Here is a 25958-nt window from a genome sequence, read left to right as displayed (position 1 = left end):
CATTAAAGCAAGTTACTTTTTTATAGCTAACAACATCACTTTAATCAGTATATATTTTCATATTTTTTATCATTAAATCAACAATATAATTTTACTTTTACATAATTAACAAGCAAGTGTGAGAACTGTTCTTTTTGGAATGCGTTGGTCTACCATGTGTACCATACGAACTTTTTAATATGGTGATTTTATTATACGCTAAAACTAGCCATATTAGACCATTCCATCCATATCTACATACGAACTATTTTGCCTAAGCTTATGGAAATAATTTAAATCTTCTATTTTTATAACCTTATTTTTACGCGGCTTGTTCTCACAAATATACGACCTTTTTTGCAATCTTAGAAAAAGTCAATAATTCAATTCTTTATAACACTAGCTAGCATGGTATCTTCACTAAAATATTTTTTGTAAAAGTTAGTTGACTTATAAATAATTCTCTACTAATACTGGCATGTGTTTGTTTATTCTGCTGAAGTGGCTCCGCAGGTTACTGTACAAGCTTCAGCAGTTTTTGCACTCCTTTAAAGCATCATATTCCTATATATTAAATATCGCTAGTGCTTCTAAATTTTGTTGATCTATAGTAAAACTGGCTAAAACTTCCAGTAATAAACAATTCTTAACCTACTATCACCATAAAAACTTAACAAAAATACGAGTAGTAAAAAGATTATGGTATTGATTTAATATTATATATTGCATATAATATATTATGTATGTTTGGAGGGGTAACTATGGGTAAGTCTACTGGAATAAAATCTATCATCAATCAACTAAAGCCAAAATCCAAATCAGGACTATATGATATTGAATATGAATTGATTATAGAACATCTCTCCTCCAAAGAGGATCTGTTAAATGAACTGATAAGCGATGGGTTGTATTTAGGGGATTTGCCATCAATTAGAAACTATAACGAACCACCATCTTCGATAGATAGCAAACTTGGACTAAGAGAAAAGGTTTATATTTGGTCTGCTCTTGAGTATGATCTTACTCCAAGTCAAAAAAAATTAAATGAGGAGTTACTCAATACCTTAAGATGTTTAACTTCTTACCATAGCTTATCTGATAATACTGAACCCCTTGAAAAGTTTTTACAAGGCAATAAAAATAATAAAGATTTAAAAGTAATTCTTAACCTCAAAAGAGGAACATCTGAGTCAACAGTACTACATGCGATCGCAGGAGCAAAGATTGATGAATTCCGTTCCCTAGGAAATCAGGCTATAGATTTACTCTTAGGAGCAGGTGCAGATCCTAACATACAAGATAATAAAGGAAAAACACCACTATACCTTGCTGCTGCTAAAGGTCATTACGATAATGCAAACTCTCTTCTCTTGAAAGGAGCTAACCCTAATATAACAAGCAGAAAGGGGAGAACTCCACAACAAATAGCAACTAATAAACTCTGCTATAATATAGAAGAATTATTTCTAACTGATAAACAGAAAAAGTTAAATGCAGAATTGTATGACTTACTTGTACTCGATTCAGACTGCACTAAAAATTTAAAGGAGTTTTTAAGTAAGCATAAAAGAGACTCAGACCTAAAAGTGGTGCTAAATATTCGGCAAGGAATGGGTGAATCAAAAGTGTTTTCGTATGTTGATCGTTTTTCTTGGGACAATGAAGGTCTTATTCAAGAGTTAAGAAAGATATTTTTAGAAGCAGGAGCATTATTATATTATGGTATAAATATTTATCGTCAGCAAAAGGAAGGACAGGCCAGTAAATTACTCGTTAATTTAACTTCAAATCAAAAGGAGAAATTAAATAAGTTTTCTGACAAGGTATTGCGAGCTCAAAATATGGCTGAACTTGAAGAGATTGTAAATGATGCTATAAAGTCTGGCGTACGATTAAACTATTCTTTTTCACAAGATTTTTTTTTAGGTAATGAGTACACTTTTACCGATTATGTGATGAAAAAAATCAGTGAGTTGGAAAAAAATCCTAAAGTTTCTAGTAGTATAATATGTCAATTAGTATCAAAAGGGGCAGTGTTTGGTAATACAGTTGATGCTAACACACTGACATCAGAATTTAAAGAGCATAAAACTAACCTAAAAAAAGCTTATAGAGATTATATTAGAAATTCTCATAAGTTTATTGAAATCGCAAAAAGTGCAACCAATAGCGAGCTAAAAGATGCAAGAGTAGACAACTCCGTTTTTTACTTAGAATATTCTAAAGATAGTAAAATAGACATTATAAAGATAACAGATGGGGCAAGGGATTTAGGTCTAACCGATGGAGAGGTAAAGTGTGGAAGAAATATAGTAAAGATCGGTAAAAGTGAAGTAGAAATTAAAACTGAAAACGGCATAAGGAATTATACAGATCTTACAGAAGGTAGCGATATAGTATTAACTTTTTATACCAGTTTGGGAAATGTAGACGTTAGGCTGTATCCTGACATACAGAATAAAAGCAAAATTATAGTAGAAGTGAGTAATAGAGAAGAAATATTAGAAAAATTCAAAGGTTGCGAAGAAGAGTTAGGCAATGATTGCGAGCTTGGTAACTACTGGGTCTACGATGCTATTGAACAGGGATATTTTGAAAGATCTTGTGGATTAATGCGTCCTGAAGTAATAAGCGAGTCTAACAACAAATGGACAGAACGTGAAGAATTAAGAAGGACTTCTGATCCTAGGAGAGAAGTTTCTAGGTAGATTAATTTGCCATAAAGGTTAAAGATTATTATTTAAATATAAACTACTATAATTTATAGATTTTGGATCATTTTCTACCATTGTTGCGCCCAGTATGCTAAAATCTTCATTATTTATATTGATATTTTCACATAATTGATTCTGTAACATTGACTTACTTTTCTATATCAATTTCAGCATCTTTTTGTGTGGCCCTTTGTAGTAGCTCCTTTTGCAATAACCTTTTTTAATTTTCTGGCACATACTTTTTTCGATGTTTTTTCATATTGTTGTTTTTATAAACGTTACGACGCTGAGCCGTAAAATTTCTCCAATTGCTCACTCCACAGCATCGGTATTTCTCTTAAATCAGCTAGCTTCAAGTCTCTTGGCTGCCTTCCATTTACTATATCTTCTTTAATTTTTGGTGCTAAATAATTTAATCTTAAAATTTGCTGTATACGTCTTGTACCTATATTAATTTTAACGCTCAGTTCCTTCACACTTGCATATTTTCCTGCCTCCAGTTGACGTTTCCACAGATGAGCCCTTACCACTGCTTTCAGTAGTGCATTGTTTGTTTTGCCTTCTGGCTCAATTACTGTGCATTTCTTTCCTTTCTTTTTTATTGGTATAAATTCCACCTTATTCTCTAAACTCACCTCTATTCCATCTTCTTTTATCATTACTCCTTTTATTAACTTGTTCACTACTTCTTTCTGCTTTCCAAAACTTAAATTTTTCCACTCTTCTGCTTTTTCTCTCCATTTTTCATATAAATCTTCTGCTCTCTTCATCACTTCTTTTTCTACTTCTCCTGCTACCACTGTTCGATTTACTGATTCACAATTTTTTCCTCTTAAATGGTTATTACATATATAATATCGGTATCTTTTATTCTCTTTTTTTGAGTATGTCAGTGTCATATTTACACCGCAGCTCTTGCATTTAATTATTCCTCTAAGCAGAGCTTCCTCATATTTTGCTTTTCTATATGGCTGATTCTTTATCAATTCTTGTGCTTTTTTCCACTTTTCCTCTTCTATTATTGCTTCATGCTTTCCCTCATACTGTTTGTCATAATGTCTTATCTTTCCCACATATATTGGATTTGTTATTATTCTTCTCACCGTTGCTTTTTTAAAGATATCTGCTTTTGTTCGGTATCCTTCCCTGTTTAACTCTCTTGCCAACTCTGCCATTGACTTCAGCTCCAAATATCTTTCAAATATATGCTGCACTGTTTTTGCTTCTTTTTCATTTATTATTAATTCCTTATCTTTTACATCATACCCAAGCGGTAAAGTTCCTCCCATCCATAACCCTTGCTCTTTTGATGTTGCTATTTTATTTTTTACTCTCTCTACTATCATCTCTCTTTCTAGTTGTGCTGCTCCTGATAATACTGTCTGTACGAATTTTCCCATTGGCGTATTATTGTCAAATATCTGTGTTACTGCTACAAAATTTACTCGGTGCCTTCTAAAAAATGACGTTACTTCTATGCTGTCTTTTGTTTCTCTTGATAACCTATCTAGTGTATATACTACTACACAGTCTATCTCTCCTCCTTTGACATCTTCAAATAATTCCTTTATCGCTGGTCTTTCTAAATTTTTTCCTGAATATCCTCCATCATCGTACTTTTTTGCCAATGCTACCCAGCCTTCTTTGCTCTTTATATACTTTTCACATGCTACTCGTTGCGCATCTAAACTATTAAACTTTTGTTCTAGACCGTCTTCATTTGACTTCCTAGTATATATTCCACATCTTATCCCTTTACACATTTTCCTTTCCCTTTTGATCACGCAAACCAAATAGGAGCGGCCCATTGTAGCTCATTCCCATTATTTTTCCTGCCACTGCTGATAATGACGTAAAAAATTCTTCTCTGTAGATTAAACCCTTATCTGTCACCATTACCGCATGTGTCTCTTCTCCTCTCTCTAGTATTAATTCTGTCCCTTCTACTGGTAGTTTATCGCTACTTATTCTTTTTCCTTTCTCTAGCCGATCTGCCAGATACTCTAGTCTTTTTGTCCCCTTTCTTGACATTTTTCCATACGCTTCCTCCTGCATTCTATAAGCTAATCTCGGTATCAGATATTTCTTTGAGTATCTAGGCGCCTCTTCCCCATATACCTTCTTCCATATTCTTCTCAACTCTACCAACGCTTTTTTCTCTAAATTCATTACCTTCTTTTCTATTTCTTTCTCCATGCTTTTAGCCTCTCATAGAAGATTTCCCACTTTGCTGTTCAAATAACTTTTCAATTCTCTCTGTTTCTTTCTTTAATACCTCGGTTATCTCTTTACTATTTTTCGCATAACCCATTGCTGCCATTCCAAATTTATCTGCTTGCTCTATTTCTGCTCCTGCTTCCACTAACTCTTTTACTATTTCCACTTTCCCCACCATACATGCAAGGTGCAGCGGCGTGCATTTATTTCCATATTCTTCCGCATTTACATTCCCTCCTGACTTTATCAATTCTCTAACTGTTTCTAGACGTTTCTCCGTTACCGCTAGGTGCAGTGCTGTGTATCCTTTCACATCTGCTGCATTCACATTCACTCCTTTTTCAACTAATAAACTCACTGTTTTTGCGTCTATTGCATAATGCAGAGCTGTTCTTCCATTCTCGTCTCTTGCATAAATATTTTTATATGAGTTCTCTGATAATTCTTTTGCTGATTTATTAAATTTGCCAAGCTTTAACATAATCCACCTCGCCTTTTCTTTAAATTTAAATCCCTCTTTTAAACCTTCCTTTTCGCTACCTCATCTATCATTTCGTTCACTTGGCTCATTATTTTGCTTGCTAAATTTTTACATTCTTCCTTTATCAGTGATTTGTCTCTCTTCCTTATTTCTTCTATCTCTATTATTTTTAACTCTGGCAAATAACTCCCATTCAACATGTCTGCTATTTCTCCCACTAGCCTCTCTATTCCATAGCATGTCAGTTCTCTACTTTTTGTTACTCCTCCTTGTTCTCTCAAAAATTTACTTGCTTTTTCACTCTCTTTGCTATCACATAGACGATACTTTTCACTTTCCCATATGTAATACATTGGTGTTGCACCATATTTATTCAGTTGATTAACCTCAGCTCCTGCCTTTACTAGCTCTTTTATTATTTCAACTCCTCCTATTTTGCATGCAGAGTGGAGTGGCGTACATCCAGTGACATATTGAGTGGCATTTACTTCTGCTCTCGACCTTAGCAGCACTTTTACATTTTCTAAACTTTTTGCAAATACTGCACAGTGTAGTGGTGTATAACCCTTTTTATCTCTTGCATTTACCTCTGATCCTTTTTTTATTAATAATCTCACTGTTTTGTAATCAGAGATTTCTACTGCTTGATGCAAGATCGTCTCTCCTTCTTCATTTCTTTTATTAATGTTTTTACTTGATACTTCTTTAAAAAACTTACTCTTGCTAAACTTCATACTTACCTCACAAAATTAGCTTTTCTAGCGCCAGACAAATTTCTTATATTTACCTGCCGCTATTCAAGTCATGTCCTTTTTAGCATGAGAAAGCAAGTCCTTTTCTTTTTATTTCATACATTTTAACCTATTATTAATATAATATATGAGAATCTAAATATAAGTACTTAACTTATTACACATATTGCTTGACTATTTTTCCAACTTCTGTGCAAATGTCGATGTTCGTGCCATTTCAGTACTCCTGGGTAAAATACTAAAATGTGTTTTTCTAATTCGTGTATCGAATCTTCTTTTCCTGAACTTCTATCATTTTCGCAACTAACGTGATATTCCGTTAAATTAGCTTTCGCAACCTTTTGATCAGTAAGATTCTTTGCTTCATATTCATAGCTGATATTAAATCTTTCCAAAATTGGTTTGTATTCCAAGTTCCATAGCTGATCAGAAAGTTTATCATTACCAAGGAAAAGTGTGCCTCCTATCTCTTCTTGATAACAAAGAGAAAAACAGCTATTTATTTCTCCTAATTTCCAGCTATCTGACAGTACAATCTGTGCTTTGGCAAACTTTATTGGTGGTAGTAAGCTCTGTGGTAATGAATATAGTGCTTTGAAATTGTACCACAGGTGACTTCGTTCATATATTCCACTGTAGTTTTTGGTATGTGGCTCTGTTTCTCCAAGTACTGCTACATCTAATCGATATACATCATCATTAAATGCTTGTTCGTAATGCTCTCTTAAATAGTTGTCTACAATCTCTACTAACAGACCTCTAGAACTGCAAAAGTTTATTCTACCAAATGACAGTACTGGTCCATCTTTTTCAATTTTTATCCCTGAGTAATCCGATAACAAACTTCCAAAAAAGCTTTCATCTAATATAAACCTATCAACGTTGTAATGGTCATTAAAAATTCTCATTAATCGCGATCTTGCTGGAAGTGACAGTTTTGCTAGCTCTATAGCGGCATCAACAAAAAAGTCATTTGGAACATCCTTTATACCAATTTGCAGCTCAAAGAAGTGTTTACCAGGTGGTTCTTCAATAATTGTAATCTCATCTATATTTGCCCATTTAAGAGCTATTTTTAATGATGCGAGCGTTCCTCTAAGTCTTTGAAATTTTATCCCTTCTTCTACGGCTTTTCTTTTGTTTTTTACCCAACGTAGTATCTCTTCTAAACCATATTCTTCTATTAGCCATGGTAATAACTCTTCTTTAAAGCTAAATTTAAATCCCTTAATGCAGCTCGAATCAACTTTGTAATCTATTGCTTCAATTATTGTACGTTCTTGTTTTGTGGCATTGGGTGGAAGCAGCATCAGTTTTTCCTCACCAGTTCAATTCTCAAATTTTCTAACTTGGCACACTCATTGCCTGCTACAACAACATCTTTTTTTGGTTCGATTAATTCTACGTTTTCTACACCCTCTACAAATAAATTTGCTATTATCCATGATCTTGTAACATTCCACCCTAATCTTTTTGCTAATTCAAACTTCTCAATAAACTGCTTCTTGATTTCTTCCTCTGATATTAAAGGACTTATGCTCATTCTGCTGTGAATATCTATTTCCGTAATATTGCAACCTATCACTGTTACTGTATCGGTTAAAACCCTTATATCATCTCTAGTAACCTGCTTTTTTACAATTTCTAGTAGCTCTTCTGACACTATGCCAGTTGTGGATAATTTTGTTGATAAGATTGAAATTTGTACTTTCCCTGGTATAGGTGATTCCACTAGTGCATCTTTTACTCTACTATCTGCTGACAGTGCATAATACCTATAATACTCCTTTCTCCCACATGTGCTCCAGCCTTTTACTTTTGCTTTTACCCTCTTTCTAAATCGTTCGTCATCTTCTTCTTTTTCTCTCTCTACTCCATAAAATTCAGCCAAATTATCAAGATCTTCTCCTATCGCAAATTTAAGTAAATTACCCTTTACAGCTTCGTTTATCCTTTGTCTGAGCAAAAGTTCTCTCCATGCTGCTACCTCCAGAATCTTTATCGCTGGATCACTTTCAACTAATGCTGTAAAACTTGCGTCACGCTTCACCAACTCTTCCCTCATCCGAGACAGAATTTCTTCGAAGTTCAGTGGCTCAATAATGTTAGGCTGCTCCATCTTTATACCACAACTCCATCAAAGCGAATATTTTTTCCACTTGGTAAGTACAATCCTTCTAGGTCAAGCGTTACTTTTCCTTCTTTCACTTCTGTTATTTTTACTTTTTCTAACTTAAATCTCTTCTCAAATTTCCCCAGTGCTTCTGCTGTTGCTCCATAGATTTCCAAAGTTAAATCTCTATTTATTGGCTTATCTACTAATTCAAATAATCGAGAACCATACTCTCTTCTCATAATACGTGATCCAATAGGAGTGGTTAAAATATCAGTAATTGATTGTTTTAAATGTTCTATTCCTTCCAATTCCTTTCCCGTGCTAGCATTCATGCCTCTCATTCTGCAAATACATTTTTGCTAACACCTATCACTTTAAAACTACACGATACCAAGTCTCCTGTTCTTGTTACTCCCATACCGTTCACAAATACGCTGTTTGACCCTTGCGTTAGTGTCTCCCCTATAGTCAAGATATCACCCCTACGACACACAGATCTACTATTTACAAATACGTCTTCACTTCCACTCATACAAACATGAACCGGTATTCCTGTACAATTATCCCCTACACAAACGATTGCTTTACCCATATGCTAGTTTAGATCTATTCTCCTTCCCTTAAGTTTTATTCTTTCTTTTGTCATTTCTATACTCGATTCTCCAGCTTTCAGTGTTATTTTATCTACTACTTCAATCTCTAAATGATGTTTATCTTTATCGTATGACAACTTTGTTCCATCTTGAAATGTTAAGCTACTCACCTCTTTTTTATTCTCTGATGCAGGGTATTTTTCCTGGTATATCCCTCCTAACACCACTCCTAACGATAATTCGCCAAGAGGAGAAAATATCATAACCTGTTCACCGATATCTGGTGGAGACCAATCTCTATCTTTTCCTGCTTTGCTCGTTATCCATGGTAAATAATCTATTAAAAATTCTCCTATTTTAACTCTTACTTTTGCTTTTTCATAATCTATTTCTTTTACAACTCCTATACGAACAATGTTGGCCATTTTCCTCTGTAGTTCCGAAATTGCAAAATTATTTTCTAACATTTATTTCACCGATTTCTATTTTGTGTGGCATAAATTTTCCTTCTTTCCAAATAGATCGCCCTACGTGTATTGTATGCACCCATTCAACCATCCACACGAGATATGCATCTAATTCTGGCCTAAAATCATCTCCTCCTCCTGATATAAATTCTCCTGGTGAAACATTTTTCACGTTCCAAGTATTTTTATTTACTACTCTTGCTACTTCTGCTGCTAATGTTCTGACAATAATAGCTGCATTTTCTATTGTGCTATCAATCACAATTCGTGCTTCAAATCTTGCTTTCAGTGCTAATTCTTCTGTTCCTGGATCTTTTCCCGATTCTAAACTCACAAGCTCTACAAATAACGCTGGCGCTAATAATTCTTTTCTTATCGATGGATAAATTTCACATGTCTGTATAGACGGTATTTCTTCCTTCAGTGTGCTGCAAATTGTTTGATGTAAATCTGTCCAGAACTTTGTCATATCTTTAAAATATAGTTTAGCTCATGCTTAAAGTATTTCTCAAACTCTCTCTCACTCTCATAATTAACAAGGTCTTTTATTATTCTTGAGCCTTCTGGTTCCAGCGGTAGTTTTACTTCCTTTATTGGCAATGCTGCTCTTCCTTCACGTTTAAACATACCGCTATTTCCTTTTGGCATAACTGCTACAAATCCTCCTATAAACTCATGCTTTCCTACTTTCGATCCTCTTCTTGTTTTTTGTATTTTGCCAATTGTCGATGCTCTAATGTCATAGAGATTTGCTCTAATTAACACTTCTAATCTGCTAGTTTTCGCCTTAAAAATTCTTAATCTCTTTCTTATCAAACTTTTCTTTTCCTCACTGATTTCCTTAGCTGCTTGCGCTTTTAACCATAGTGCCGTTTTGTTTAATGCCTTTACCGTTGCTAATTCTACTTTTCTTCTTTTAGCATTTACACTTTCTATTACCTCAACTTCTATATGAACAGACATTTTACACCCCAGACGCTTTTATTTTCCACGTTATTCCAGACTTGTCTCTAAGTGGCGGTGAGTGTACTTTATATCTTCGATCACCTATAACAAAAACATCTCCCACTATTGGCTTTAACACATCAAACGCACTTACTTCTAACGCTAAAGTTTCTTCCACAAATTGTCCTTCACCAATCTCGTATAATTTATCTGGCTGTTGCTTTAATACTTGTACCATGTATGACTTATCCTTTGATTTATACAAAGCCACTTCTCCTAAATGGGCAAAACAATCTTCTAATAATCGCTTAATATTCTCTTGCATATTTCTTTTTGATATACTAACCTTCACATGCTAAGAAAGCGCATATCGGTAGAGTCGTTCTGTGCCTCACCACCTTGTAGTTACTCTACCAGTATGTTATGCTATAGCGACTTTTACTAATACGCCAGGTCTATGGCACATTGGCAGAGGATTTGACTGTGTATGTAAATCTGTTCCTCTATCAAATCTCCTTGGCTCTTGTTTTGCATAGAGTGGCTGTCCAAGAGTATTTACTGTTTCATTAAAGTCTGCTGGTGCAAAATATGGTATCCGTTCAGAGGTGTGGTTTAAGAAACAACAGCTAGCAGGTTTTGAAAAGGGTTTAATTCCTTTTGTTTCCAAGTCAGATACAACGAAATTATCCGCTCAAGAAATCTATTCCCTCGCTCTGACTGTGCAAAATATGAATTCTTACGATAGACAACATAATGCCGTATCTGTCGCTCAACATGGTTATTCGTTAATGGAATATTCTCTGGGTCATCCAAAAATGTCCACATCATTGACTCGGATTTTATAATACCCTTTACCGTTCGTGAAGCTCCTTTTGCTTCAAGTATATAAGATATTTTTATCATGCAGTACTGTATGTATCTTCGTAATTCTTTAGCTTGCTTAGTGAACTTTGAAATACTAATTTCATTTTCTGACAAAGCGTTTTTTAATACAAACAATCCATTAGCTGCGTCTTTTAAACAATGGCTAAGTCTCATTACTTCACTATTCCAACTATGAGATAACCTCTCGAAATTTCTCAATAAGTGAGCCCAACAAATTTGTCGTTTTTCATCACTGAAGTGGTTGTAAACTGCATATCTGTCAGTAATTACCAGGTTTTTGTAATCACAAAATGCACTATTCTTTAAAAATTTCATTCCTCTTGTATCTGCTAACTTCATAAGACTTGCTTTATTGTTGGCAAACATCCAGCACCATCCCAATTTGCCTTTGTTGTAGTGACTGGTTTCATCAATATGCAAAATTTCGCTTGCTTTTATTTCTTCCTCTATTTGTTCATAGGCTTCTTTACATTTTGACGAAACCCTTGCTTCACTATTGGACACACTACCAACACTTATACTCATGTTAAAGATGTCTTTCATAATATTCGCTATTTCTCGCTTTGAATTCTTATAAAACCCACTTAGTGATGCAACTACTGACTTAACTCTAGGACCAAAGGTATCCGGTGTAACTCCTTCTGGTAATTTGCTACTCCTTCTTTTTCCGCATTTACGACAGCGACCATGTTCTAATTGATACTCAACTACGTAAGGCTTAATTTCTGGTAAATCAACTTTTTGATAGACATATGGTTTTTCCGATATTGCGATTTCTTCACCACACTCGCATCTATTTGGTAACTCTACCTTCACCACCTCATCTGCTTCCATTTTAGCTCGGCAATTCCCCTTATGTCCAACTTGACCACCTATCTTCCTGCCGCCCTCTGACTTATCTTCTGGTGTGTCTTTTTTTATTTTGTACAGCTCTTTTGAACTTGGTAAAGATGAATTCCTTGAGTTTAAGCCGAGTCTCTCTCTTAGTTCAGCATTCTCTATTTCTAAGATTTTATTTTTTTCTTCAAGCTTTGCTACTTTCTGCTCTAAGTTTTTACATAACTCTACAATACTGATCAACAATTGAAGCATCTAGCCTTACTTTACTATCAACATTTTGTGTTATTACTACTTTAATATATTATGTCAATTGTTTTTTATCCTTGCCACACCTCTGAACGGATACAAAATATGTTGTAAATGTACTTGCTGTTCCTACTGGAAAACAGTGCCCTGTATCTCTTTCTATAAATCTTCTCACCGTTCCTTCAGGATCAGTTGCTTGCCCTCTATATTCCTCAAATGTTATTCCACAGAATGTAAATCCTGACCTCATATCATTCCTTAGCGCTGCTCCTTCTTGCCATCTTTCATATGCTTCTTTTACTTTACTATGCGAAGTTAATGCATCAAAAAATTCAGGGCTTACCAAAGCATGTACTCCTGTCATATATTCACCACTTAGATTATCTTCTATATGCCGGAGTACTTCCATACACTTACGCTTTACATCTGTTGTTGCTGTTCCTAGTGCAAAATTTACTACTTTTGGCGTGATTTCAAATTCGTTGTACAGATTTAATAATTCTGACCCGTCAGCATCTAAAATTATTCCTTTCAGCGCTCCCATTCGTAAATGCTCTAATGTTATTGCGTGTTTGTTTCTCATTAGCTGTAAATGGTCAGTTACTACGTCTGCCAGCGCTTTCAGTTCACTCTCTGATCCAAATGCTCTTATTCCCTGTACTTCTTCTGGTAACACTACATCATCATGAGGAATATGTGGAATCGTAAATGTTCTTACTTTTCTTTTTCCTCTTTTTCCTACTGTTGCTGGTGCTCCGGGTAACTGCGTTGGTAGTAAACTTAACACTCCGTTGTGTTCTTCTATCGTAATATGTCTAAATCTTACTGATCTACTTGGAAATAAATTTAAATTTCCAACACGTCCATAATTTATCGGCAATATATTCATCGCATTTGTTAGTGCCGTCATGCTAAATGCTGTATTTGTAAATGGATTTTGCATTCTTTTTCTCCTTATTAATTTTAGTTAAACTCCCTTGCGGATAATGATCCCTCGTCCTTCAAGTTGCTTCATTGCTGCAGTTTTCTGCTCTTCAGTGATATTTGCTGGCCATACAACTGCATGATCTGCTAGCATTGCTATACGTGTAATGATTACTGCTTTGGCATTTTCTGTCGCATTTACATCACTTGTTATTACACCTATTGCTGTTTGTGTGCCATCTGTGGCAGTTGGATTTATTATCCTAATCATGTTGTCTTTATCACGACCAACAACTGTCCCTAGCTTCAGATTTTGACCCTTTGCTACCGTTATTTGGTCTCTTGAATATAGACTTGATGCCTCATACTTTAATAAGTCACCTAGATTATTTTGTTCTGTTATACTACTCATTTTGCTTTTCTCCTTTTGTTATATATTTTAAATGCCTACGACTTTTCGCTACCTGCATCATCAACTCTTCTCCTGAATTCTGTGGTATTGTACTTATTATCTCTGTCTTCTTTGTTCTTTCTGCAAGTAATTCCATTAAAACCTCCCTTGCTTGCTCAACACTTACACCCTGCTCAATAAATTCTCCTATTTTCTCTGGCATTCGTGATAAGTTACACAAACGTATTAATTCAACAACTTCAGTACGATACTTAGTTAAATTATTAGTTTTTAGGTCATTTGTAGTTTGTTCATTCATAATAATACTCCTGTTTTGATTAATAGATGAAAGAATTGTAATTCCATCTGCAAGACCTATCTCTACTGCTTTCTCGCCAAAATATAGCCCTGCTTCTGTTGATTTGATTGCTTCTACAGAAAGGTTTCTATTGCGTGCTATTAGCTCAACCAGCATTCCATATAAACGATTCACTTCGCTTTTTAGGTTTTCTAAACTCTCAGAAGTTATTGGCTCATGTGGATTTAAATCATTTTTTCTACTTCCTGCAAATACTGTCGTATATTTTATTCCCTGTTTTTCATCAAACCCACTTTGATCTATATGACTTGCTATTACTCCTATGCTTCCTACTCCTGAAGTTCTACTCACAAATACCTTTTCAGCGCTAGAAGCTATAGCGTACGCAGCAGAATATGCATCATCATTTGCTATCGCTATTATCCTCTTTTTTCCTCTTGATTCATAAATAAAGTCAGCTAGGTCAAATATACCGTTTACCTCTCCTCCGGGGCTATCTATTTCCAGTATAATTGTCTCTATGCTACTATCTGCTAATGCTTGTGTAATTTGTTCTTCTATTTGCTCATATGATGTCATTCCGAGCATTTCATCAAATGCACCAGGTTTTTTAGTTAAAATGCCATGTATCGGTATTATTCCTCTTTCACTATTTCTTACTGCATGTTTTATATTTTTAAAGATAGGCTGCTTTCCTGTTTGTAGTGACAGTAACTCAAAACTCCTTGGTTCTACCATTACACATCTGTTTAGCCATTGTTGTTTCATATCACCTCTTGATTGGCCGTAACGTCAGAATCAAAACTTAAGCCCAGTTCACTTGCACGTCTTTGATCTTCTGCTATTTCTTGGTCAATTTCTTCTACATCATAACCCATTTCTGATACTACTTCCGCTCGACTCTTGAATCCATTTCTTACTGCCATTTGCTGTGCTTGCTGATCTTTTAGCGGATCGACCCAATCAAATCCCTGTGGTATCCATTTTACTTCTTTTTTTGCTCCTTCTTTTCCCTTTGTCCATTCTTCACCTATGTCTAGCTCTCCAGAAAGTAGTGCTAACTCTAACCACCTATCCCATACAGGACGGCAAAACTGAAATACCATTATGTTATGCTGTAACATTGTACATCTCCTACGAAACTCTATTAATCCTGCTCTAATTGATGAATAATTAACACCGGTTAAATCTCCTGTTAGTTGATCATATGTTATCCCTGTACCAATCGCTATTGCCCTGAGTTGCTGTCTTATAAACGCTTCATAACTTCCTCCAACATTGTAAGTTAAAAATATGATATAAAGGAGATAAGAGGGAAGATAACCCTACTCACTATAGGAATAGAGTTATCACGGGCGTGTGCGACCGACCAACTGTTGGTATTATAACCGTTCGGATCAAGGTACACTAGCCCATCTCTCGATACGTTTGAATAGTTGCATGGGACATATGTATGCACCCGTTTACAATCTTAAATTAATTAAAACTAATCGAGGTTATTATGATTACATCTTATCAAAATTTTATTGGCATTGATATTGGAAAATTTAAAAATGTTGTTGCAGTTCACAAACAGAAGAACGCTGTCGAATTCGACAATGATACTGCTGGCTGGCAACAATTGTTTCAAGATTTTTCAAATATCTTACCTAATTCTTTAGTAACTCTGGAAAACACTGGAAAATATGAGCTTGGCTTAGCACATTTTCTTGTTGATAAAGATATTGCTGTACATCGAGCTAATACTCGCAAAGTAAAAAGCTTTGTTCTATCTCATGGAACTTTAGCAAAGTCTGATCAATCAGATGCAAGAGCCCTTGCTCAGTATGGGTTTGAACGCTATAGTACTCTATCTCTATTTGCACCTATGTCAAAAGAACAAACAACCTTAGTTGCACTTTGTCAACGTCGTGATGACATTACAAAAATGAGAGCTCAAGAGAAATCTAGGCTTGCAGCACCTGAAAACGACCATATAAAAGAAAGCTGTCAGAAAACTATTGAATTCTTTAATAGCCAGATAGATGAGCTCAACAATACCATACAAAAAATTATTGATGAGAATCCAGAGTTACAAAAGCGCCAAAAAATCCTTAAAACAGTTCCAGGAATAGGTGCAAAATTATCTCAAGATTTTCTGTGTCTAATGCCAGAACTTGGTTATGTAAGTAGGGGAGAAATTGCAAGTCTTGCTGGAGTTGCACCTCATCCGAAAGAAAGTGGTAAAACTATTGGTTATCGCAGAATAAGTGGTGGCAGAAGCAACGTTCGTGAAAAGCTTTTTACAGCTGCGATGTCTGCTTCAAGGTCTAAGTCTGCGCTTGGTGCCTTCTATTCAAGGCTTGTTGGTAAAGGTAAAAAGAAGATGGTGGCTATGACAGCTCTAATGCGTAAAATCATAGTAATTGCCAATGCGAGGCTTAAAGAAGCAGTCAATGTGAATTAAAAAAATCTGCATAGAAAATAGGTTAACGAATATGTGGATAAATACGTCTACACACATTTAAAGTATTTATACACATATTCGTTAACCATAAGATCTAAGCAGTAACTGTTGTTTGATACAAAATTTTTCTATGATTAAGTTAGGGTTTTTATTGTCAAAAATGCACTTTTTACTCGAATAAAAAACAAAATTACAAACAAAAGTTGTAATGAAACTAAATTCAAAAAATTTTAAAAAACATAGTTGATCCGATGGTTCTGAAAATTTTATATCTTCTCCTGGGTCTAAAAGCTGCATTGTTCCAGGCTCTAAACCAGATAGTGCTACTCCTTGCTCATTACTTTCACCTTCTCCTAAAATATTTGCTTCTGGATCGAGTCTCGTAATAAATCCTGCAAACATCGCCGCTGTCTTTTTTCTCACTAGCTCTGCATCATCGTATTGATCAAGCTCATAGAGCTTTAGCAGTATATTAGAAAGCCATGGCTCTCCCCTAATTTGCCCAGGTCTTAGTGGTCTATAGATATGTAAAACATCGTTTGCTGGTACTCTTACTGATTCTCCAAACGTACTTTCACCAGGGTGTTCTTTAAATAGGTAGTATGCTTCCCTTTGCCCAAGTCTATTGAACTCAATCCCGTTTCTTATTACATTACCATTTGCTAAAGTTTGATTTGTTTTATTATCTAAGTGTTCAGATTCAAGCACTTGTAATTGCAACGGTACACACAGACCATCTCCAGGTTTTCTTGTTCTTAACCGTATGAAACATTCCCCGCCTTCTATCATGCTCCTACAAACCAGTGCTTGCAGTCCATAAAAATCATTTACTCCACTACTGTCTGCTTCATCTGTCCATCTCAGCCATAACTCTTGCACTCTTTTCCGAAACTCTGGATCTTTAGCTTTTGATTGTGGTTTTATTCCTGTTCCAATAGAGTTACTTACTATCGTATCAATTATATTTGCAGCGTAAGGATTTTTTCTCACCATATCACGTGATCTACTACGTAAAGTTTCAAGGCTTTGAGACAGCAAATTGTTTATACTTCCTAACTCTGGTTGAAAGTGAAAAAATCTTCTTCCTGATCCTGCTGCATCCCAGGCTGAGCTTTTGATTTTTGGCTTACTAAATAGTTGTTTGAATGATTTGAGTAGCATTACTTCTCTTTATCTGAAACTTTAGATAACTCAGCTTCTAATTCCTCTATCGTTGGTAAAGCTGTCTTTATATTCTCTGGTAGACTTTCAGTTATTCGATATTCTGCTAGTCCTATTGGTTTTGTCATATCTTTTAGAGTGTATTTTGCTAGTACATCATTTTTAGATTTACATAAAATCAACCCTACAGATGGTTGATCTGTCTCGTGTTTTAGCAAGTCATCTACTGCTGAAAGGTAGAAATTCATTTTACCGGCGTATTCTGGTTTAAACTTATTATCTTTCAATTCAATTACTATAAAACAACGTAATTTTAGATGGTAGAATAATAGATCGACAAAGAAGTCTTCATCACCAACATCTAAATGAAATTGTCTACCTACAAATGCAAAGCCTTCACCAAGTTCTAACAAAAACTTCTCCATATGTCCTACAAGACCTTTTTCTACTTCTCTTTCATGAGCATCCTTTCCTATACTTAAAAAATCAAAAATATATGGATCTTTTAACGTGTAATGCGCTAGATCTGATTGAGGTGAAGGTAACTTCTCTTTAAAATTAGTGATAGCCTTTCCTTGACGTTTATGTAACCCAAGTTCAATCTGCATTACCATGATGTTTCTTGACCAGCCATGTTCTATAGCTTCTTTTATGTAGAATAGCCTCGCTTCTTTGTCCCGAACTAAGTCCATCAGAAATACATTATGTCCCCATGGCAATTGGGCAACAAGTTGTTGCACAAATTCAATATCTTGATATTCCCCTGCAAACTGCCTCATATATTTTAGATTTCTTGTGCTAAAACCTTTCATTTCTGGAAACTCAGCCTTTAAGTCTCTACTTAACTGCTCAATTACTTTGGATCCCCAACCTTGGCTCTTTTGTTTTTCTAGAATCTGTGTTCCAATATAATGATAAAGTAGTAGTAGCTCTTTATTTACTGTTCTTGCTGCTTTATAACGACTAATAGCAATCTGTTCTTTCAGCTGCTCTAAAAATTCTGTATATTCTTTTGCTATAATTTTTGTCATACGGTTCCTTTCAACGATTTTCATCATTATATGATCCCCTTACTCGTTGAAAAAACAATTTTCCTCTTTGGCCTCATGCCTGCAACTTTTAACCCCGCTTTTATTCGTTGCCTGAGCTCCAATAAATCCTTTATTTGAACTTCCCCGTACCGCACAACATGGTCACCATATGCAATTGATACTACTCGCTCTCCGCTTTGCAGTTTTTTTATCGCTTCTTCGACTTGACTTAAATATTCCTGATTGTACATTTTACTTCTCATTCAACCATTTACTTTGTCTCACTTTTTTAGGCTTTTTACTTTCCATTTTTCCACTCAAACTATTCCACTTACTCTCTGGCCATCTGTCTATTCCCAGTGCTATCGATGCTGCTCTTGCATAAATCCTACAGTCTAATACTTCATTTCTTTCTCTTACCTTTTGCCACTCCTGTTTGGTGTATCCTTTTACTACCTTGCTGACTAATTGCTCTGCCGTTAACTGCTTAAAATATTCAGGCGCATACTCGGGAAAATGACAGTATCCTGCTGGAGCTTCTTCACCGTCCTTTAAAACATTAAGTAATTGAAAAAGTTCTGACTTTAAAATCGATACTCCCACTGGCCAGAGCTTTATTCCTCTTTTTAGCTTTTGACCACCAACTGTTATATCTACTCTACTTGGGCTGCTAAGTGGTACTAGAGCTTTATTTACACCTTTCACTGCCATTACTCTTCCAGAGCCTTGATGACCTCTTACCCAATTGTATACTTCTTGTGTCGCATACCCAGCATCAACCGCCATCATGCTTATCATATATTCAAGCCCATTTTCACCAATAAAATGATGATTTAAAAGCTCAGAGAGTTTTCCCCATACTTCCCTACCTACTGTATCTCCTTCAAATACTCGGTAGTCTATTGACCAACTTTCTCTGCCTTTTCCCCAGGCTACAACTTCTACTTCTAAACGATCTTTTTGGACATCTACTCCTGCAGTAAGCACCACTTCTCTCCTAGGTACTGTGCCTACGGGAAAAAATTCTCTCCTGTTAAATAATTGCTTCCAATCTGGTACTTCTCCTTTGTCTACCCAGGTTTCTCCAAGCGTAGTATTTATCCATACTTTTAGTAATTGTTCACTTTCTTTTGCATGAAGAAAATCTTCTACTGCTTGAGTCCAGCTATACCAGCCTACTGGACTATAAAGACTTGAAAGATGAAATCCTTTTTTCTCACCTTTTACTCTATTAGTAGGCCTCCATTCTCCACGCTCAAGCATCTCTGTCTTTTGATGATTTTCTATTTTGCCGCTACATTCAGTGCAGACATAATGTGCTGTTTTCGAATCGTTATTTTCCCATTTTATTTGTGACCATTTTAGAACTTGATAGTAATTACAATGCGGACATGGTACAAAAAAATATCTCTTATCTGTTGCTTCAAATTCTTTCTCAATTCTGCTTATTCCATGAATCGTTGGTGTTGATACTAAAAAAATCTTTCGTCGTGCAAATGTATTAGTTCGAGCAATACTGAGCAGCACTGGATCTCCTTCACCACCTGAATCTCCTGGATAGGCATCTATTTCATCAAGAAAGAGATATTTTACTGGCATGGACCTGAGACCTACACTGCTATTTGCTCCGGTTATTACTACTATTCCACCTGGAAATTCCTTGCTTTGTACAGTATTCCCTGAATCTCTTGATCTTGGGTCTTTTACTTTACTTTTTAAACATGGTGTACTTTCAATCAGTGGCGCAAATCTTCCTTTTGACCAACGTTTTCCCATTTCAACTGTTGGCTGTACTACTAGCATTGGCCCTGGTGTTTGATCGATGATATAGCCTATCCAATTGTTACCAGCTTCTGTTCCCCCAATCTGCGCTCCTTTCATGAATACTACTTTTTCTGCAGGTGAAGAAGGAGAAAGTGAATCCATTATTTCTTTTAAATAAGGAGTTCTTTCTGTTCTCCATTTCCCTGGCTCTGATGCTGCAGTTGGCGCTAAAACTCGATACTCATTTGCCCACTCTGATACTTTAAGCTCTGGATCTGGTTTTAAACCTTCAGAAAAAGATGTGGCGTATATCATTGTCTGCATCTACTCATAATTGGTTCTATCTGAATATCATTAACAGTAGAACTACACTCCTCCATAAACATCTTTTTCTGAAATTCCTTTTCTATATATCTTTTGCTCATCTCACTTAGCATTATTGCTATAACAAGCGCAAATACTCCTGTTATTGTTGCAAAAATGATCGCACTGCTTATTGTTGTTGCTGTTAAACCTATATATGCTGCCATTACTACTGCGCTAACTGTAATACAGATGCAGATAATATTATTATGTTTTTTCATCCTTTTATCTGCTATTTCTCTCTGTGCTATATATTTATTATGAAGGGTTGGAAAATTAACAACGGTATCTCTGCAGAGTAACGCTCCATTTTTTTCAGTAAATAAAACTTTAAGTAACTCTAAATTATTTGACTTGATTGCTAAGTGCAAAACAGGTGTATAGTTTGCTCCTTTTTTCAGTAGTAATTTTACTACATGTAAATGTCCTTTTTCTGCAGCAAGGTAAATAGGTGATAAACCTTTATTATTTACAATATCAATATCAATTTCTTCCTTTAAGATTGCATCTACAAGCTCAATTTCTCCTCTTTGTGCAGCTAAATGGAGTAGACTATTCTTTTCAGAACCGTATTTATTACTCATCAAAGCCTTCTTTATCTCAGGTTTAGCGTAATCAAATGGTGTCTTGCCCCTATCGTCTTTTACCAGAGGGTCTATATCTTCTCGCGTTAGTAAAACTTCTATTGTTTTAAGTCTTTCAGCGTAATGTAGTGGTGTTTTATTTTCATAGTCTTGCAAATTGACTTGAGCATTAGGCTCCTTTATTAAGCATTTGAGGATATCAAGACATAAGTCTCTTTCATCGTAATTAGTATTACTTACAGCTATATGAACAGGTGATAATTTCATCGAGTTTTGTCCTACACGTGCGCTATTTACATCTGCTCCTAGCTCCAGTAATAACTTTACTATCTCCAATTTTTTGTTGTTAACTGCATAGTGCATCGGTGTCTGATTTCGTGCATCAAAAACCTCGATTTCAGCTTTTCCTTCTCTTATCAAAATCTTTACAACTTCTGCATGTCCTATTCCTGCTGCTAGATGTAATGGAGTATGATGCAGAGCATTTCGTACATTAACGTCAACACCTTTTCCTATCAAATATCTAACTGCATTAACTTCACCTATCATTGCAGCTAAATGAAGTAAGTTATCTTGTTCTGATCCGTATTTGTTATTAATTAGCGCTTGTAATATTTCTGCTTTTTTACCTTCTTTGGCATAATCTAAGGAGGTTTTGCCTTCATTGTCCTCAACAAAAGGATTAATGTTCTTCTTCGTGAGTAATAAATCCACCATGCTTAACTCGTCAAACTCTATAGCGCAATGTAGTGGTGTCTTTCCATTTAATCCTCTAACATTAACATCTAATCCAGGTTGATTGATGAGACACTTTATTAACTCTAAACTTAAGTTATCAGTCATTTTATATTCAAAATCTTTTTTATATTTGAAATTTAGTATTAGATAATTCTTGTAATGAGTTTGTAATCTCTTCAGTTAGCGCCATATGAATCTTTTCAGTGTCACTCAGTGATGCAAGCAGCGCTGAAACTCTATTTGGAATATTAAGCAAATTATTACGGACAACTCTTGCTACATTAAACGCATCGCGCTTTACTTCTTCTACTGCTACAAGTTCTCCTATCTCAGCCTTAGCTTTCGCCTCAAGAAGTTTACCTCGCTCCATTTCATTTTTTATTCGCGTTTTAAGCAACATCGTGGAAAGTTTTTCTCCGCTTTCTGAATAGTTTTTTCTTCTCAGTGGTTGACTTGGATCTCTGATTGTTTCTATAGCCCTGTTTGCTTGTTCTCGGTCAATGAGTCCATCCTCCAACTCAACTATTCCTTTTTTTACTAAATAACAGACATATTGCTTTGATACTCCTATCTCTCTTGCCCATTCTGTTTGCGTGATTTTCACTTTTTTTTTGCCTATTTTTTACGAGTTTTCTTCTTGAGTCTCTGAAAAGGTTTTGCCAGTATCAGCAATTCCCTACCTGTTTATACTTGCCAATATTTCAGAGATATTTTACTAACACAAAGCGAAGTACTCCGGTTTATAGCTGCTTTCTTTTTACATAGTGAAATTTGGCTATTTTCAACTAATACTATAAATTACATCTTTGTAGTTATGAGATTCAACCACTACTTGCTCTAGCGTTAAACTGCTGCATTTAGCATCTTTACTATGGTTTTCTTCAAGCACTTTTGTCCTTGCTTCCTTTATTTCCTCAATGAACTTTCCATTAACTTTTTCTGGTTCAATTCTTTCCTCACAATATACAAGATTTGTGCAATTTGTTTTTCTGTAGTAATGTACTCCAAGGAATATCACTGATAGTGCAAGTATACTCGAGCCTATAAGTAGTGATAACCCTACGTTATTAATCAAAGCGTTCTGGTAAAACTTCTGTACACTATTAATACCACCTTCTACATACAGTAATAAAGGCCATACTATATTTGCAGCAACCAAACTGCTTAATAATGCTGTAAATAATGGCCTATCTTTGATTACTGATTCTACTTTATTTCTTCTACTAATGACTTTGTCGTCAATATTAATGAAGTTGTTCTTACCCTTCCAAGCGTTAAGTGTAAAATGTGAATGAGTACCATTGCTGTATTCAAGTTTGAATGATTTTATTACTTTATCTTTTGGTTGATACTTTAGCACCTGATTCAAAGTTTCATTCGCATTCTTTCCTCCTATTTGACACTCTTCAGTATCTCTAAATTGCTTTATTCCACAAAATATTGTGCTAATTGCAAGCAATGAAGTAATTGCTATCATTGGCATAGTAATATAGAGAGGGCTGTTTGCAAAAAATGCAATAAATTGTCCTTTATCCTGTAGATATACCAAAGCTGCAGAAGCGCTAAGTGCAACAGCAGCTATACCGAAAATTACAAATTCCTTCTGCTGCACTGCATATTTTACTCTTGGCAAAATTCTATTTGTTTTCTTTTCTTTTTTAATTAACGGGGTTTCTTCATTATCACTTTTTTCTGATGAGCTAGTTGAAAGTGTAACTGGACTATCATGATTTAATGACATATTCTCCCATCCTTGACTGCCACAAAACTCACTCATTTCTGTTACTTGAGAATTTGATCTTGTCATCTCTGCACTTCTATTGTCTATTCCACTATCACTTCCTTCCAAACTCTTTTTTAAAAATTTTGTATTCAGATCTACAGGTTCACCAATTGATCCTTTCTTAATTGATGTTTCTTCAGAATTTGACTTTTCCATCTCCGGACTTTGATCGTTTATTTCACCATCTAACCCTCTTTTCGAGAATTTTTTATTTTTGTCTATAGTTGCATACATAGGTTCTCCTATAGCTTCTTGCTCATCACATTTTTCTCCATTTAATTGGAAAGAAGAATGTGGTAGCTTTGGTGGTGCAATATCCTGAATAATACTCAACCGATGATTTTCTGCTGTTCTAGGTGAAGGTGGAGCTACATTTCTAATATTGTCCTTCTCCAACATTCCATTCCTAGGTAACGGCTTTGGTTTATCTCCTAATTCTTTATCCTCTTCCTCTTTTTGCATTTCTTTTGTATTGTCTATTTTGGGGTTGGAAGATGTGTTGGATGCTGCCTCAAACTGATCAAGAGAATACGGACGGTTATATTCTATTCCATTTGCCTCACAAACTGCATTAAATTCGTCCTCTATGTCTTTACCATCATCAAATACTAAAGAAGAACAACTCACTGAAAAATCAGCACCTGCTTCGTCTATTTTTGCTGTAATACTGCTATCGCTACTATTGCTAATCACATTTAAAGAAGCTAGTTTGCATTCAGTGTTCAGGTCAGGTTCTTGCTTCGTACCTTTTTCAAACAATTCAATTCTCTCCTTAACAGATAGTGTAGAATTTGAAACATTATTTTCTACTTCTTCAGAAAACGATGCTTCATTATTTGTTTGCGACGTTACTACTCCAGCTAACGTCTTTTCTTGATTCATTGAGTACACCACATTTAATCCAAAGTTATTTGTTACGCTAAACTCATTAAAATACGGTATATACCAGTAAATTAATATTACAACTACCAAGGCTTACTAAATTTCTGTTTGCGTTATCTTTTCCATCAACTATGTTTTTTAAAAAATTTTTTATTTGTGTAATTCTGTAACTTTGTTCAATCATGTTGACAATAAAAACCTATGTGTCGTAGAAATAAAATTTTATATCAAACAACTGCCATAACAATTTCTGCTTAGCTAATGAATATGTGCTTTAAGTCTGTGCGGACGCACATATTCATTAGCCAATTTCAGTTACCATTGTGAGAGTATGCAAATTAATTGCTTCTTTAAGTCTTGCATTAGCAATTACTATAATTTTTCGCATTAGAGCTGTTATAGCTACCATTTTCTTCTTACCACTTTCAACAAGCTTGGAATAAAAGGCACCAAGTGCAGATTTGGACCTTGCAGCAGACATCGCAGCTGTAAAAAGCTTTTTACGGACATTACTTCTACCACCTATAATCCTTCGATAACCAACAGCTTTACCACTTTCCCTAGGATGAGGTGCAACTCCAGCAAGACTTGCTACTTCCCTTCTGTTTAAGTAACCAAGCTCTGGTATTAAACACAGAAAATCTTGTGATAACTTTTTACCTATTCCAGGAACTGTTTTAAGGATTTTTTGATGTTCTTGTAACTCATGGCTTTCATCAATGATTTTTTGTATAGCATTATTGAGTTCATCTATTTGGCCATTAAAGAATTCAATAGTTTTTTGACAACTTTCCCTTATATGGTCGTTTTCAGGTGCTTCCAGTCTACATTTTTCCTGAGTTCTCATTTGCGTGATGTCATCACGACGTTGACAAAGTGCAACCAAGGTTGATTGTTTTTCAGAAGTAGGTACAAATAGAGAGAGAGTTCTATGGCGTTCAAATCCATATTGAGCAAGAGCTCTTGCATCTGATTTATCGGATTTTGCTAAAGTTCCATGAGATAAAATAAAACTTTTTACTTTGCGAGTATTAGCTCGATGTACAGTGATATTCTTGTCAATAAGAAAATTCGACAAACCAAGCTCATATTTTCCTGTATTTTCTAAAGTCACTAAAGAATTAGGTAAGATATCTGAGAACTTTTGACACAATTGTTGCCAACCAGAAGTATTATTGTCAAATTCGACAGCATTCTTCTGCTTGTGAACTGCAACAACATTCTTGAATTTTCCGATGTCAATACCAATAAAATTTTGATAAGATCTAACCATGATAACCTCGATAGTTTTATTAATTTAAGATTGTAAACGGGTGCATATATATGTCCCACACAAC

24 protein-coding genes and 4 pseudogenes are annotated in these 25958 nt (G+C 35.2%); 2 read left to right on the top strand and 26 right to left on the bottom strand.

The genetic code is table 11. The features are described from left to right. Positions 1–740 precede the first annotated feature (740 nt). The gene (locus OPR42_RS07095; protein ID WP_265042197.1) at positions 741–2687 is read left to right on the top strand and encodes an ankyrin repeat domain-containing protein; all 1947 of its coding nucleotides are present in this window, start codon (positions 741–743) and stop codon (positions 2685–2687) included. 284 nt (positions 2688–2971) lie between these two features. On the opposite strand, the gene OPR42_RS07090 is transcribed toward OPR42_RS07095, so the two are convergent. From OPR42_RS07090 to OPR42_RS07005, 18 genes and pseudogenes are all read right to left on the bottom strand, one after another. Continuing rightward, positions 2972–4456: a recombinase family protein gene (locus OPR42_RS07090; RefSeq protein ID WP_265042384.1), complete on the bottom strand. Its 1485-nt coding sequence runs from the start codon at positions 4454–4456 to the stop codon at positions 2972–2974. Next, entirely contained in the window at positions 4449–4889 is a 441-nt protein-coding gene (locus OPR42_RS07085) for a DUF2924 domain-containing protein (protein ID WP_265041479.1), read from the bottom strand. The genes OPR42_RS07090 and OPR42_RS07085 overlap by 8 nt, the downstream gene beginning before the upstream one ends. A gap of 4 nt (positions 4890–4893) precedes the next feature. Next, a complete protein-coding gene (locus OPR42_RS07080) occupies positions 4894–5391 on the bottom strand; it encodes an ankyrin repeat domain-containing protein (protein WP_265041481.1) in 498 nt (165 codons plus the stop codon). A gap of 38 nt (positions 5392–5429) precedes the next feature. Further along, on the bottom strand, positions 5430–6125 hold the full coding sequence (locus OPR42_RS07075) for an ankyrin repeat domain-containing protein (RefSeq protein ID WP_265041482.1): 696 nt from the start codon (positions 6123–6125) through the stop codon (positions 5430–5432). 167 nt (positions 6126–6292) lie between these two features. Beyond that, the gene (locus tag OPR42_RS07070; protein ID WP_265042196.1) at positions 6293–7453 is read right to left on the bottom strand and encodes a phage tail protein; all 1161 of its coding nucleotides are present in this window, start codon (positions 7451–7453) and stop codon (positions 6293–6295) included. Continuing rightward, positions 7453–8262 (bottom strand): baseplate assembly protein, encoded by an 810-nt coding sequence (locus tag OPR42_RS07065; RefSeq protein ID WP_265041486.1) that lies wholly within the window; start codon positions 8260–8262, stop codon positions 7453–7455. The genes OPR42_RS07070 and OPR42_RS07065 overlap by 1 nt, the downstream gene beginning before the upstream one ends. A gap of 2 nt (positions 8263–8264) precedes the next feature. After that, positions 8265–8600, bottom strand: a complete 336-nt coding sequence (locus tag OPR42_RS07060; RefSeq protein WP_265041487.1) for a GPW/gp25 family protein — start codon at positions 8598–8600, stop codon at positions 8265–8267. After that, complete coding sequence (locus OPR42_RS07055; protein WP_015587734.1) at positions 8597–8851, bottom strand: PAAR domain-containing protein; 255 nt, start codon at positions 8849–8851, stop codon at positions 8597–8599. The genes OPR42_RS07060 and OPR42_RS07055 overlap by 4 nt, the downstream gene beginning before the upstream one ends. Positions 8852–8854: 3 nt before the next feature. Next, positions 8855–9319 (bottom strand): phage baseplate assembly protein V, encoded by a 465-nt coding sequence (locus OPR42_RS07050; protein ID WP_265041489.1) that lies wholly within the window; start codon positions 9317–9319, stop codon positions 8855–8857. Further along, positions 9306–9788 carry a hypothetical protein gene (locus OPR42_RS07045; protein WP_265041490.1) on the bottom strand — a complete coding sequence of 161 codons (483 nt, stop codon included), beginning with the start codon at positions 9786–9788 and terminating at the stop codon, positions 9306–9308. The genes OPR42_RS07050 and OPR42_RS07045 overlap by 14 nt, the downstream gene beginning before the upstream one ends. After that, a complete protein-coding gene (locus OPR42_RS07040) occupies positions 9785–10282 on the bottom strand; it encodes a phage tail protein (RefSeq protein WP_265042195.1) in 498 nt (165 codons plus the stop codon). Before OPR42_RS07040 ends, OPR42_RS07045 begins: the two co-directional genes overlap by 4 nt. A gap of 1 nt (position 10283) precedes the next feature. Beyond that, positions 10284–10589: a head-tail joining protein gene (locus tag OPR42_RS07035; RefSeq protein ID WP_262986521.1), complete on the bottom strand. Its 306-nt coding sequence runs from the start codon at positions 10587–10589 to the stop codon at positions 10284–10286. A 96-nt stretch (positions 10590–10685) separates the two neighbouring features. Beyond that, positions 10686–10859, bottom strand: a pseudogene (locus OPR42_RS07030) (major capsid protein); the annotation flags it as partial. Between the two features lie 17 nt (positions 10860–10876). Continuing rightward, positions 10877–12229: an IS66 family transposase gene (gene tnpC, locus OPR42_RS07025; protein WP_265042338.1), complete on the bottom strand. Its 1353-nt coding sequence runs from the start codon at positions 12227–12229 to the stop codon at positions 10877–10879. Positions 12230–12335: 106 nt separating this feature from the next. Beyond that, positions 12336–13178 (bottom strand): annotated as a pseudogene (locus OPR42_RS07020) (major capsid protein); the annotation flags it as partial. Positions 13179–13202: 24 nt separating this feature from the next. Beyond that, positions 13203–13571 carry a head decoration protein gene (locus tag OPR42_RS07015; RefSeq protein ID WP_265042193.1) on the bottom strand — a complete coding sequence of 123 codons (369 nt, stop codon included), beginning with the start codon at positions 13569–13571 and terminating at the stop codon, positions 13203–13205. Continuing rightward, complete coding sequence (locus tag OPR42_RS07010) at positions 13564–14637, bottom strand: S49 family peptidase (protein ID WP_264337590.1); 1074 nt, start codon at positions 14635–14637, stop codon at positions 13564–13566. The genes OPR42_RS07015 and OPR42_RS07010 overlap by 8 nt, the downstream gene beginning before the upstream one ends. After that, positions 14634–15149: pseudogene (locus OPR42_RS07005) on the bottom strand (phage portal protein); the annotation flags it as partial. The gene OPR42_RS07010 and the pseudogene OPR42_RS07005, both read right to left, overlap by 4 nt. 221 nt (positions 15150–15370) lie before the next feature. Here OPR42_RS07005 and OPR42_RS07000 point away from each other — a divergent pair. Continuing rightward, complete coding sequence (locus OPR42_RS07000) at positions 15371–16315, top strand: IS110 family RNA-guided transposase (RefSeq protein ID WP_264336326.1); 945 nt, start codon at positions 15371–15373, stop codon at positions 16313–16315. Positions 16316–16561: 246 nt separating this feature from the next. On the opposite strand, the pseudogene OPR42_RS06995 reads toward OPR42_RS07000, so the two are convergent. The 8 genes and pseudogenes from OPR42_RS06995 to OPR42_RS06960 all read right to left on the bottom strand — a co-directional run. Then, positions 16562–17476 (bottom strand): annotated as a pseudogene (locus tag OPR42_RS06995) (phage portal protein); the annotation flags it as partial. Then, positions 17476–18507, bottom strand: a complete 1032-nt coding sequence (locus OPR42_RS06990) for a PDDEXK nuclease domain-containing protein (RefSeq protein WP_012482036.1) — start codon at positions 18505–18507, stop codon at positions 17476–17478. The gene OPR42_RS06990 and the pseudogene OPR42_RS06995, both read right to left, overlap by 1 nt. A gap of 26 nt (positions 18508–18533) precedes the next feature. Continuing rightward, complete coding sequence (locus tag OPR42_RS06985) at positions 18534–18758, bottom strand: gpW family protein (RefSeq protein ID WP_264688549.1); 225 nt, start codon at positions 18756–18758, stop codon at positions 18534–18536. Position 18759: 1 nt separating this feature from the next. Beyond that, positions 18760–20586, bottom strand: a complete 1827-nt coding sequence (locus OPR42_RS06980; RefSeq protein ID WP_265042192.1) for a phage terminase large subunit family protein — start codon at positions 20584–20586, stop codon at positions 18760–18762. Beyond that, positions 20583–22061 (bottom strand): ankyrin repeat domain-containing protein, encoded by a 1479-nt coding sequence (locus tag OPR42_RS06975; RefSeq protein ID WP_265042191.1) that lies wholly within the window; start codon positions 22059–22061, stop codon positions 20583–20585. The genes OPR42_RS06980 and OPR42_RS06975 overlap by 4 nt, the downstream gene beginning before the upstream one ends. Before the next feature lie 19 nt (positions 22062–22080). Further along, positions 22081–22560 (bottom strand): hypothetical protein, encoded by a 480-nt coding sequence (locus OPR42_RS06970; RefSeq protein WP_264337193.1) that lies wholly within the window; start codon positions 22558–22560, stop codon positions 22081–22083. Between the two features lie 177 nt (positions 22561–22737). Continuing rightward, positions 22738–24621, bottom strand: coding sequence for a hypothetical protein (locus OPR42_RS06965; protein ID WP_265042190.1), 1884 nt, complete (start codon positions 24619–24621; stop codon positions 22738–22740). Between the two features lie 301 nt (positions 24622–24922). After that, entirely contained in the window at positions 24923–25894 is a 972-nt protein-coding gene (locus tag OPR42_RS06960; RefSeq protein ID WP_265041405.1) for an IS110 family RNA-guided transposase, read from the bottom strand. Positions 25895–25958 lie beyond the last annotated feature (64 nt).

Origin of the sequence: Wolbachia endosymbiont (group B) of Melanostoma mellinum (genome assembly GCF_947251465.1) — a bacterium.
Classification (GTDB): Bacteria; Pseudomonadota; Alphaproteobacteria; order Rickettsiales; family Anaplasmataceae; genus Wolbachia.
The sequence above is the reverse complement of the archived record's forward strand: the minus strand, read 5'-3'. Positions and strand labels throughout refer to the sequence as shown.